This is a genomic window from Salipiger sp. HF18 (assembly GCF_011806505.1).
In the GTDB taxonomy this organism is placed as follows: domain Bacteria; phylum Pseudomonadota; class Alphaproteobacteria; order Rhodobacterales; family Rhodobacteraceae; genus Salipiger; species Salipiger thiooxidans.
On record NZ_JAATOS010000118.1, the window covers coordinates 1 to 10,681 of the forward strand.

General features: G+C 65.8%; 9 protein-coding genes and 1 pseudogene. 8 read left to right on the forward strand and 2 right to left on the reverse strand.

Translation table 11 applies throughout. The features are described from left to right. Window positions 1-195 precede the first annotated feature (195 nt). A complete protein-coding gene (locus tag HC022_RS12045) occupies window positions 196-1,239 on the reverse strand; it encodes a GlxA family transcriptional regulator (RefSeq protein WP_254885062.1) in 1,044 nt (347 codons plus the stop codon). A gap of 268 nt (window positions 1,240-1,507) precedes the next feature. Here HC022_RS12045 and HC022_RS12050 point away from each other — a divergent pair, with 268 nt between their 5' ends. From HC022_RS12050 to HC022_RS12060, 3 genes are all read left to right on the forward strand, one after another. After that, window positions 1,508-2,257: an electron transfer flavoprotein subunit beta/FixA family protein gene (locus tag HC022_RS12050; RefSeq protein WP_167452589.1), complete on the forward strand. Its 750-nt coding sequence runs from the start codon at window positions 1,508-1,510 to the stop codon at window positions 2,255-2,257. Between the two features lie 20 nt (window positions 2,258-2,277). Next, window positions 2,278-3,213 carry an electron transfer flavoprotein subunit alpha/FixB family protein gene (locus HC022_RS12055; RefSeq protein WP_167452590.1) on the forward strand — a complete coding sequence of 312 codons (936 nt, stop codon included), beginning with the start codon at window positions 2,278-2,280 and terminating at the stop codon, window positions 3,211-3,213. A 123-nt stretch (window positions 3,214-3,336) separates the two neighbouring features. Continuing rightward, window positions 3,337-5,898, forward strand: coding sequence for an FAD-dependent oxidoreductase (locus HC022_RS12060; protein ID WP_167452591.1), 2,562 nt, complete (start codon window positions 3,337-3,339; stop codon window positions 5,896-5,898). An 87-nt stretch (window positions 5,899-5,985) separates the two neighbouring features. Here HC022_RS12060 and HC022_RS12065 read toward each other — a convergent pair whose 3' ends face one another. Continuing rightward, entirely contained in the window at window positions 5,986-6,858 is an 873-nt protein-coding gene (locus tag HC022_RS12065; RefSeq protein ID WP_167452592.1) for a LysR family transcriptional regulator, read from the reverse strand. Between the two features lie 157 nt (window positions 6,859-7,015). On the opposite strand from HC022_RS12065, the gene HC022_RS12070 reads away from it, so the two are divergent. From HC022_RS12070 to HC022_RS12090, 5 genes and pseudogenes are all read left to right on the forward strand, one after another. Continuing rightward, complete coding sequence (locus HC022_RS12070) at window positions 7,016-8,254, forward strand: aromatic ring-hydroxylating dioxygenase subunit alpha (protein WP_089962575.1); 1,239 nt, start codon at window positions 7,016-7,018, stop codon at window positions 8,252-8,254. A gap of 12 nt (window positions 8,255-8,266) precedes the next feature. After that, entirely contained in the window at window positions 8,267-9,337 is a 1,071-nt protein-coding gene (locus HC022_RS12075; protein WP_110476916.1) for a hybrid-cluster NAD(P)-dependent oxidoreductase, read from the forward strand. A 324-nt stretch (window positions 9,338-9,661) separates the two neighbouring features. Beyond that, entirely contained in the window at window positions 9,662-9,802 is a 141-nt protein-coding gene (locus HC022_RS28585; RefSeq protein ID WP_175583551.1) for a hypothetical protein, read from the forward strand. A 354-nt stretch (window positions 9,803-10,156) separates the two neighbouring features. After that, window positions 10,157-10,471, forward strand: a complete 315-nt coding sequence (locus tag HC022_RS12085; RefSeq protein ID WP_368484658.1) for a TRAP transporter small permease — start codon at window positions 10,157-10,159, stop codon at window positions 10,469-10,471. 4 nt (window positions 10,472-10,475) lie between these two features. Further along, a pseudogene (locus HC022_RS12090) lies at window positions 10,476-10,681 on the forward strand (TRAP transporter large permease); the annotation flags it as partial.

The following is a 10,681-nucleotide window of genomic DNA, read 5'->3' on the forward strand; positions in this document are numbered from 1 at the left end:
GTCAGGGCGTGTCTGAGAAGGTTGAAGGCGTTGAAACGCGTCATGGGCGTGCCCCCCGCTGGAGAAGTCTGACAGGCTTCGTAGCGGGCGGCGCGGCGGCATTATTGAATGTTCGCGACGCGGAACGCGGAGAATCGCGCCAAGGCCCGGCGCAGATCTTCTTTCCGGGCGATGGCGCGACTTGCCGATGTCGCGTCAGTCGTCGGGGGTGTCGCTTTTGCGCAGGGCCCGCGGGGTGACGCCGAAGCGGCGCTGGAACATCCGGCTGAGATGCGAGGAATCACAGAATCCGCAATCCAGCGCGATCTGCGCGATGGACTTGTCGCTGGTTTCGATCAGGTGGTGCGCGAGCGACAGGCGGATGCTGAGGAAGGCGGCCTGCGGCGAGGTGTCGAGCGCGGTGCGGAAGTGCCGCTCGAGCTGGCGCTTGCTGTGGCCCATGCGCCGGGCGATCTCGGTCACGGAGAGCGGCGTGTCGATGTTCTGCTGCATGAGAAGCAGCGTGCGCAGGACGATCGGGTCGCGGGTCTTGAAATCCATGGTGATGCCCGGCTGCGGCTTGTCGGCCTGCAACTGGTCGTCGATGATCATGATGTGCAGGCTCTTGCTCGCCGCGGCACGGCCGACGTGCTTGTCCACCAGATAGGCCGCGAGATGCGCCGAGCTGGCGCCGCCCGAGCACGTCAGGCGGTCGCCGTCCACCACGAAGATCTGGTCCGCGACCGGCGTCAGCCCCTCGAACTGCTCGAGGAAGTCGACGTGGTGGAACCAGCTCACGCAGCAGCGGTAACCGTCGAGCAGCCCGGCCTGGTGCAGCATGAAGGCACCGGTGCAGACTCCCACCAGCGGCACCCCGGCCTCGGCGGCCTGGTGCAGGAACTTGACGTAGCCGGCACTCAGCCCCGGCATCTCGTCCATCAGCCCGCCGACCACGACGATGTAGTCGAATCGCGACGGATCGCCGAGTCGCTCCTTGGGCTGCACCGAGATGCCGCAGCTCGAGGTCACCGGGTCCATGGTCTCCGATAGCACGGTCCAGTTGCACAGGATCGGGCGCGAGCGGTCGCCCTCATCCGCCGCAAGTCGCAGAACGTCGATGAAATTCGCGAAGGCGCAGAGCGTGAAGCGCTTGGCGAGGATGAAGCCGACCGACAGGCGCGCGGCGCCGGTGCGGGGTCTCAGCGCATGGGGATTCGAGGTGCGGGCAGGGGGGCGGAGGGGGGCGTTGGCAGGTGTCATCAGGTCGCGCTCCGGTGCTCGGAAATTCCTGATCCGTTGTCGTAGCCGTAATCTCGCATTGACGCAATCATACTGTTTTTCGGATGCGGGAAATTGCAAGAGTGTCGGTCAGCCGCGCTGCGCGTCCGGGCGTTCCGCCAGTCAGCGCTGCGGCCAGGGATCTGGACGCCCCGGGGACGGGGCGCAGGAAAAGGATAGAGGGGCGTCGCGCACGTCCTGAATGACGAAACGGACGGAGCCCCGGGGGCACCGACAGAGAGGACAGGACATGAAGGTACTCGTGCCCGTGAAGCGCGTCGTCGACCACAACGTGAAAATCCGCGTGAAGGCGGATGGCAGCGGTGTGGAGCTTGCCAACGTGAAGATGTCGATGAACCCCTTCGACGAGATCGCCGTGGAAGAGGCGATCCGCCTGAAGGAGGCCGGCAAGGCCTCGGAAGTGATCGCGGTGTCCGTCGGACCGGCACAGGCGCAGGAAACGCTGCGTACCGCGCTCGCCATGGGCGCCGACCGTGCCATCCTGATCACCGTCGAGGACGCGGTCGAGCCGCTCAGTGTCGCGAAACTCCTGAAAGGGGTGGTCGAGGCGGAAGAGCCGGGCCTCGTGATCCTCGGCAAGCAGGCCATCGACGACGATTGCAACCAGACCGGCCAGATGCTCTCGGCGCTGCTGGGCTGGTCGCAGGGCACCTTCGCCTCGGCGCTCGAACTGGGCGAGAACAAGGCCAAGGTCACCCGCGAGGTCGACGGCGGCCTGCAGGCCATCGAGATCGCGCTGCCGGCCATCGTCACCGCCGACCTGCGCCTCAACGAGCCGCGCTACGCCTCGCTGCCGAACATCATGAAGGCGAAGAAGAAGCCGCTCGAGACCAGGTCGCCCGAGGATTACGGCGTGACCGTCGCCAGGCGCCTGACCGTCCTGCGCGTCGAGGAGCCGGCCGCACGCGCCGCCGGCGTCAAGGTCGCCAGCGTGGCCGAACTGCTCGACAAGCTCAAATCCGAAGCCGGCGTCCTCTGACAGAAGCGGGAACAGATACCATGGCAATCCTTCTCTTCGCAGACCATGACAACGCGTCGCTTTCCGAGCAGACCGCGAAAGCCCTGACCGCCGCCGCGCAGATCGGCGCAGAGGTCGACATCCTGATCGCCGGCAATGACGCCGCGGCCGCCGCCTCGCAGGCCGCCGCGCTGGCCGGGGTCCGCAACGTGCTGCTGGCCGAGGCCGATGCGCTCGAGCACCGTCTCGCCGAGCCCGCCGCCGCGCTGATCCTGTCGCTGGCACCCGGCTACGACACGATCATCGCGCCTGCGGCCACCACCGGCAAGAACGTGCTGCCGCGCGTCGCCGCGCTGCTCGACGTGATGCAGGTCTCGGAAGTGACCGAGATCGTGTCCTCCGACACCTTCAAGCGCCCGATCTATGCCGGCAACGCCATCGAGGTGGTGCAAAGCACCGACGCGACCAAGGTCGTGACCGTGCGCACCGCGGGCTTCGCCGCCGCCGGTGCAGGGTCTGCAGCGGCACCGGTCGTCGCCGTCGAGACCACCGATGCCGGCACCGCTCTGTCGAGCTTCGTCGAAAACATCCTTTCGGCCAACGACCGCCCCGACCTGACCTCGGCCAAGATCATCGTCTCGGGTGGCCGCGCGCTTGGTTCGGACGAGCAATTCCGCGCGGTGCTGAACCCGGTCGCAGACAAGCTCGGCGCCGCCGTGGGCGCCTCGCGCGCCGCGGTCGACTCGGGCTACGCGCCGAACGACCTGCAGGTTGGCCAGACCGGCAAGGTGGTGGCTCCGGACCTCTATATCGCCTGCGGCATCTCCGGTGCGATCCAGCACCTTGCAGGGATGAAGGATTCGAAGATCATTGTCGCCATCAACACCGACGAGGAAGCACCGATCTTCCAGGTGGCCGACTACGGCATCGTGGGCGATCTCTTCCAGATCCTGCCGGAGCTGGAAAGCAGCCTCTGACACCGAACCGGGGCGCGCGGCGAGCGGTCGCTTTCCGCGCGTGCCATGCCGTTTGAGCCCGACAGGGCCGGCCGGTCATCGCTACTGTGAAACGCAAGACCTCATAGACAATTGGATTCGCCCATGTCCTCCTTCCCTGAACGCGCCAATGTCGTCATCGTCGGCCTCGGCGGCATCGTCGGCGCCTCGGTCGCGCACCACCTCATCGAACGCGGCTGGGACGACATCGTCGGCATCGACAAGTCGGCCATCCCGACCGACATCGGCTCGACCGGCCACGCGTCGGATTTCTGCTACGTCACCAGCCATGACCTGCTGAGCACCTGGACCTCGACCTACTCGGTCGATTTCTACGAGAAGCTCGGCCACTACAGCCGCATCGGCGGACTCGAGGTCGCCCGCGTCGGCGATGACGAACGCATGCAGGAGCTCAAGCGCCGCTGCGATTCCGGCCGCGCCTTCGGCACCCGCGTGAAGATGATCTCGGCCGCGGAGGCCAAGGAGAAGTTCCCGCTTCTCGAGGAAGACCAGATCCAGGGCGCCATGTGGGACCCGGATGCGGGCCTCGTCGTGCCGCGCTCGCAGACCGTTGCGGGCAAGCTGGTGGACGCTGGCGAAAAGGCCGGCAAGCTGCGCGCCTTCGCCAACACCCCGGCGCTCGAGCTGATCCAGGAAGACGGCCGCGTCGTCGGTGTGAAGACCCACCGCGGCACCATCATGGCCGATCATGTCATCGTCTGCGCGGGCCTCTGGGGCCGCCTGATCGCCGACATGGTGGGCGAAGACCTTCCCGTCATGCCCGTCGACCACCCGCTGACCTTCTTCGGCCCCTACGATGAATTCGCGGGCACCGGGCTGGAGATCGGCCGTCCGCTGCTGCGCGATCAGGGCAACTCCGCCTATCTGCGCGACACCGGCGATCCCGCGACCACTGAAGGTGGTCAGATCGAATGGGGCTATTACTACGAGAAAGAGCCGCGCATGGTGCACCCGCGCGACATTCTCGAAAAGGGCCAGGCACGCCTCGGGCCGTCGATGCGGGATCTGGAACTCGAAGACGTGATCGAGCCGCTCGAACGCGCCATGGAGCTGACCCCGATCCTTGCCGAGCTGGGCTTCAACGAGAGCCACTCGTTCAACGGCCTGCTTCAGACCACCACCGACGGCGGCCCCTCGATGGGCGAAAGCCGCAAGGTGCGCGGCCTGTGGTACGCGGTCGCGATCTGGGTCAAGGACGCCCCCGGCATGGCCAAGCTCATCGCCGACTGGATGACCGACGGCCGCACCCACATCGACCACCACGGCATCGACTACTCGCGCTTCCAGGACTACCAGCTGACCGAGGATTTCATCTGGGGCCGCTGCGAAGAGACCGCCAAGAAGATCTACAACCCGCCCGTCCACCCGCGCGAGCCCTTCGCCAACGCGCGCGGCATCCGTCGCTCGCCCTTCTACGAGCGCGAAGTCGAGCTTGGCGGCTACTTCATGGAGCTCGGCGGCTGGGAGCGGGCCCACGGCTACGCGGCGAACGAGCACCTGCTCGAGAAATACGCCGAGCAGGTGCCGGTGCGCGAGAACGAGTGGGACAACCGCCACTTCTGGCGCGTGTCCAACGCCGAACAGCTCGAGATGTCGAACGACTGCGCGATCATCAACCTGTCGCACTTCCACATCACCGACATCGAGGGCCCGGACCACGTCGACCTGATGGAGTGGCTCTGCGCCGCGAAGATCGGTGGCGACGGCAACATCGGCAAGGGCATCTACACCCACATGCTCGATGACGAGGGCATGGTGCGCGCGGACTTCACCGTCTTCCGCATGGGCGACCGCATCCGCATGGTGAACGGCGCCGACGCCGGCCCGCGCGACCTGATGTACATGAAGCGCACCGCACAGGACCGCGGGCTCAACGTGACCATCACCGACGTGACCGAGAAGTTCACCACCATCGGCATCTGGGGCCCGAACGCCCGCGAGACGCTGAAGAAGGTGGTGGCGGACCCCGCGGGTCTCGACATCGAGAACTTCCCCTTCGCGGCCATCAAGCCGATCGAGATCGCGGGCAAGACCGTCACGGCCTTCCGCATCTCCTATGTCGGCGAACAGGGCTGGGAACTGCACATGCCCTACGAGGACGGCCTCGCCGTCTGGGATGCGCTGCGGGAAACCGGCATCATGGCCATGGGCGTCGAGACCTACGCGAACTCACGTCGCCTCGAGAAGTCGCTGCGCCTGCAGAACGCCGACCTGCACACCCAGTACAACCTGATCGAGGCCGCGCTGGCGCGTCCGAAGGTCAAGGAGGCGGACTTCCGCGGCAAGGAGAAGCACGTCGAGTTCAAGGCGCGCGAGCACCAGCCCGCGATGCTCTGCACGCTGGTGATGAACGACAACACCGACAGCCAGGGCGTGGCCCGTTACCCGGTGAACACCATGCCGGTAATGGACCCCGAGACCGACGAGGTGCTGATCGACAGCCTCGGCCGCCGCTCCTACACCACCTCGCAGGCCTTCGGCCCGAGCGTGGGCAAGAACATCATGCTGGCCTACCTGCCGCATGAGTATTGCGAAGTGGGCCGCAAGCTGAAGGTGACCTACTTCGACGAGCCCTTCGAGGTCGAGGTGGCCGGCGTCGGCTATGCACCGCTCTACGATCCCGAGAACCTCAAGCCGCGCAGCTGACGCGGCCCGGCAGGACCTACCGACCGGCGGGCTTCGGCCCGCCGGCATTGTTTTGGGCTGACGCGTAAGGCCGTTTGGCGGGGCGCCTCAGTGCTCTGCAAGCCAATCCGCGAAGAGCCGGGCATTGGCCGAGGCGCGGGCATGGATGCGCAGGTAGAACGGGTACGGAGAGGACATCGAATCAGGCACCAGTTGCAGCAGCCGGCCGCTTTCGAGGTAGCCGCCCAGCAGCCCCTCCCAGCCCAGCACCGCACCGATGTGGTCCTCGGCCGCCTGCAGCGAGATGAGGTAGTTGTTGAGGTGGAAGCCCGGGCCGCGCGGGGCAGGGCGGTCGAGCATCGCGAACCACTCGGACCACTCGGTATAGGGTTTCACCCCCGACTGCGTGTGGATCAGCGGCACGTCCGAGAGGTCCGCCAGCCGGGTAATTCCCCAGGTCTCGGCGAATTGCTCGGTGCCAAGCGCGAGGATCCGGTCGCTGAACAGCACCCGCGTCTCGTCGTCCTCGGCCTCGGGATCGCCGTAATGGATGCTGAGGTCCACGTCCTGCGGCTTGCGATCATCCTGGATGAGCTGGGATATCGCGACTCCGGGATGCTCTTTCCAGAACGCGGCAAGCCGGGGCGTCAGCCAAAGCCCGCTCATGGCGGTGGTGGCCGCAATCGACACGCCGCTGCGATCGTGGCGGCTGCGAATTCGCTGCACCGTTCCCGAGATCGTCTCGAAGCCCCGCTGCAACGACACGAAGAGCAGCGCGCCGGCCTCGGTCAGCTCAACGCCCCTATACTGCCGGTTGAACAGGGGCTGGCCGAGCTCGTTTTCCAATGCCTTGATCCGGTGACTGACCGCGGCCGGGGTGACGTTGAGTTCAGTTGAGGCCATTTTGAAGCTTAAATTTCGAGCAGCCGCTTCGAAACATGCTAGGTCGCCGAGGGAGGGCAGATCATAGGGCTTGGGCACAAGGGCGTCGCTTTCCGGCAAGTGATGTCGCAAACGAAACAGTCTTATGACTGAGTTTACCCAGAATAAACTGAGATGAGTTTTTTGCCAATTGTCAGAGTGGTCTCGCAATGGCCATGTGCACGACAAATAGCCCTCCCGAGACAGGAGACTCGTAATGGCACGTTCTACCGCACCGATTACCGACTTGCTGCGCCAGCACCGTCCCGGTCACGCGCTTCAGCAGCCGTTCTACAACGACCCGGATATCTACGAGGCCGACCTCGAAGCGATCTTCTACCGCGAATGGCTCTACGCCTTCCCGGCCTGCCAGCTCGACAAGACCGGCGCCTACCAGCGCCTGCGGATCGGCGCCTACGATGTCATCGTCATCCGTGACGGCAAAGGCCAGATCGTCGCTTACCACAACTCCTGCCGCCACCGCGGCTCGGTGATCTGCTCGGCCTCCAAGGGCCGCGTCGCCAAGCTGACCTGCCCGTACCACCAGTGGACCTACGATCTCGACGGCCGTCTGCTCTGGGCGCGCGACATGGGCCCGGACTTCGACCCCTCCAAGCACGGCCTGAAGCCGGTGCACTGCCGCACCGTGGCAGGCCTCGTCTACATCTGCCTCGCCGCCGAAGCGCCCGATTTCGAAGCCTTTGCCGAGACCGTGACCCCCTATCTCGGCGTGCACGATCTGTCGGACGCCAAGGTGGCCTTCCAGTCGACCATCATCGAGAAGGGCAACTGGAAGCTGGTGTGGGAAAACAACCGCGAGTGCTACCACTGCGCCGGCAACCACCCCGACCTGTGCCGCACCTACCCCGAGGACCCGTCGATCACCGGCGTGAGCCCCGACGGCACCTTCCCCGAGAAGGTCGAGACCCACTTCAACCGTCTCGAGGCCGCCGGCGCACCGTCGCGCTTCCAGATGGCCGAGGGTGGCCAGTACCGCGTCGCGCGGATGCCGCTGCTTGACGGTGCCGAGAGCTACACCATCAACGGCAAGATCGCCGTGCAGAAGCGTCTCGGCCGGGTGCCGTTCCTCGACGCCGGCACGCTGCTGATGTTCCACTACCCGACCACCTGGAACCACTTCCTGACCGACCACTCGATCACCTTCCGCGTGACCCCGATCGGCCCGCAGGAGACCGAGGTGCAGACCACCTGGCTCGTGCACAAGGACGCGGTCGAGGGTGTGGACTACGATCTCGAGAACCTCACCGTGGTGTGGGAGCACACGAACGACGAGGACCGTCGCGTCGTCGAGGACAACCAGCAGGGCATCAACTCGCCCGCCTACGAGCCCGGCCCGTACTCCGCGCTGCATGAGGACGGCGTGCTTCAGTTCGTCGATTGGTACCTTGCGCGCATGCGCTCCACCCACCTGCCTGCCACTCTCGCCGCCGAATAGACTGGAATGCCGATGACACAAGCCGCCGAACACTGGACCGACGACGAGGTGCTTGAATGCGTCTCGATCCTGCCTGAGACGCCTGGTGTCATCACCGTCTGTTTCCAGGCGCCATCCGGGCGACCCTTCAAGTTCAAGGCCGGGCAGTTCCTCACGCTGGAACTGCCCGTCCCGGGCGGTCCGCTGTACCGCACCTACACGATCTCGTCCTCGCCTTCGCGGCCGATGTCGCTGACGCTCACCATGAAGGCGCAGGCTGACAGCATCGGCACACGCTGGATCATGGACCATTTCAAGCCCGGGATGACGCTCAAGGTGCTCGGACCGGGCGGGCGCTTCACCGCGTTCGAGAACCCGGCCGAGAAATACCTCTTCATCTCGGCCGGCTCGGGCATCACCCCGATGATGTCGATGGCGACCGAATTCTACGACCGCGGCCGCAGCTGCGACATCGTCTTCGTGAACTGCGCCCGGCGTCCGTCCGAGATCATCTTCCGCGAGCGGCTCGAGCACATGGCTTCGCGGATCGAGGGTCTGGACCTGCGCTGGGTCGTCGAGGCGCGCGACAAGTACCAGCCCTGGACCGGCTACCAGGGCCACTTCAACCAGCTGATGCTGGGTCTCATGGCGCCGGACTACCTCGAGCGTGAGGTGTTCTGCTGTGGTCCCGAAGGCTTCATGACCGCCGTGCGCGAAGCACTGGCGGGCCTCGGCTTTGACATGGACCATTACCACCAGGAGAGCTTCCAGGCGCCGGGCACCCCGGGTCCGGAGTTGGTCGAGGCGCCGGTGCCCGAGGACGACCTCCCGGAAGAGAATGTGCAGGCCGAGGTCACCTTCGACATCGCCGGCGTCACCGCCACCTGTCCCGAGACCGAAACGGTGCTCGCCGCCGCGCGCTCTGCGGGCGTGGCGATCCCGACCGGCTGCACCTTCGGTGTCTGCGGCACCTGCAAGGTCAAGAAGCTCGAAGGCGAGGTGCACATGGTGCACAACGGCGGCATCACAGACGAGGAGATCGAGGAAGGCTACATCCTGGCCTGCTGCTCGAACCCGCGCGGCAAGGTGACCGTCGAGCTCTGATCGAACGGGCGCCCGCGCGGCCCCAGATCAAATCACCCCTGATCGAAAAGCCCCGTAGGACCCGCGCCTCCGGGGCTTTTTCATGTCCGCGGGGCAGGGAGGCGGGATGTCGAAAACCTGTCATACAATGAAGGACGTCCGGGGGAACTCGGGCGGTGCCTGCGGGTGCTGCGGCGCAGCGTGAATTCCGCCGCTTTTGCTGCGAGAGCCAACGAATACGGGGGTCTGAAGAGGTGTCGCAAGCTTCCTGACAGTTATCTTACGAAGTCGTCCTGCATCGACGTGGCGGTTGCCAGCCGCCACCTGTCAGGGAGGACAATTCATATGGCTCGTTTCACCACCACCGTCGCCATCGCCGCCACCGAAGAACAGCGCCAGCTCTGGGCCGAGCGTTCGGAAACGTCGCGGACGCAGGTGATGGAAGCGGGCGTCGAGATCAACGAGGTCGGAGACCCGTGGACCTAAGAGAAAGGTATGGAGCCGGTCTACGCGCATTTCATCGAGGCGAACCCGGATCTCGAACAGCTGATCCCCGACATCCAGGGGATCAAGTGACCATGTGACCGGGCCTTCGGGCCCGCCTTGCCCAGGCCGTAGGGCCGGGGTCCGATTTCCGGGGGACGATCATGCTGCCACAGGACAAGCCAAAGGCCGAGATGGGCCCGGTCGAGCGGGTGCTCGACCTGCTCGCCGGGATCTGTGTCACCGTCGCGGGCGTCGGGCTGGTGACGCTCATCGTCATCTTCGGCTGGCTGGTCTGGGGCCGCTACGTGATGAACGATACCCCCCACATGGGTCGAACAACTGGCGCTGATCCTCGTGGTCTGGATCACCTTCCTCGGCGCCGCCGCGGGCGTCTGGACCCAGAGCCACCTCTCCGTCGACTTCGTGCGCGAGACGATGCCCCCGGCGCTTCGGGTGCCGCTGCACTGGCTGGCGCTGGCGGGGATGCTGGTCTTCGGCGTGATGCTGGTCTGGCAGGGCGCGGTGTTGGCCGAAAGCCTCTGGCCGCGCCGGGTGCCGATGCCGGGCATCAGCGAGGGCATCCGGGCGCTGCCCATGGCGATCTGCGGCGTGCTGACGGCGGTTTTCACTCTTTGCCGAGCGGTGGCGCTGGCCACCGGCAGGGACTGATTTCATGGGGCTGGCACTTCTCTTCGGGCTCTTCATCGCGGGCATCGTGCCGCGCGTGATGATGTGCCTCTGCCTCGGCATCGTGGCCTATGTCATCGCCGTCAAGCGCGGCTACCGGGCCGAGACCTTCCCCGGCTTCAGGTCGCTCGCCATCTCCACCGTGGTGGCGCTGCCGGGCCTGATGACCGCGGTCATCATCGTGGGTGGCGG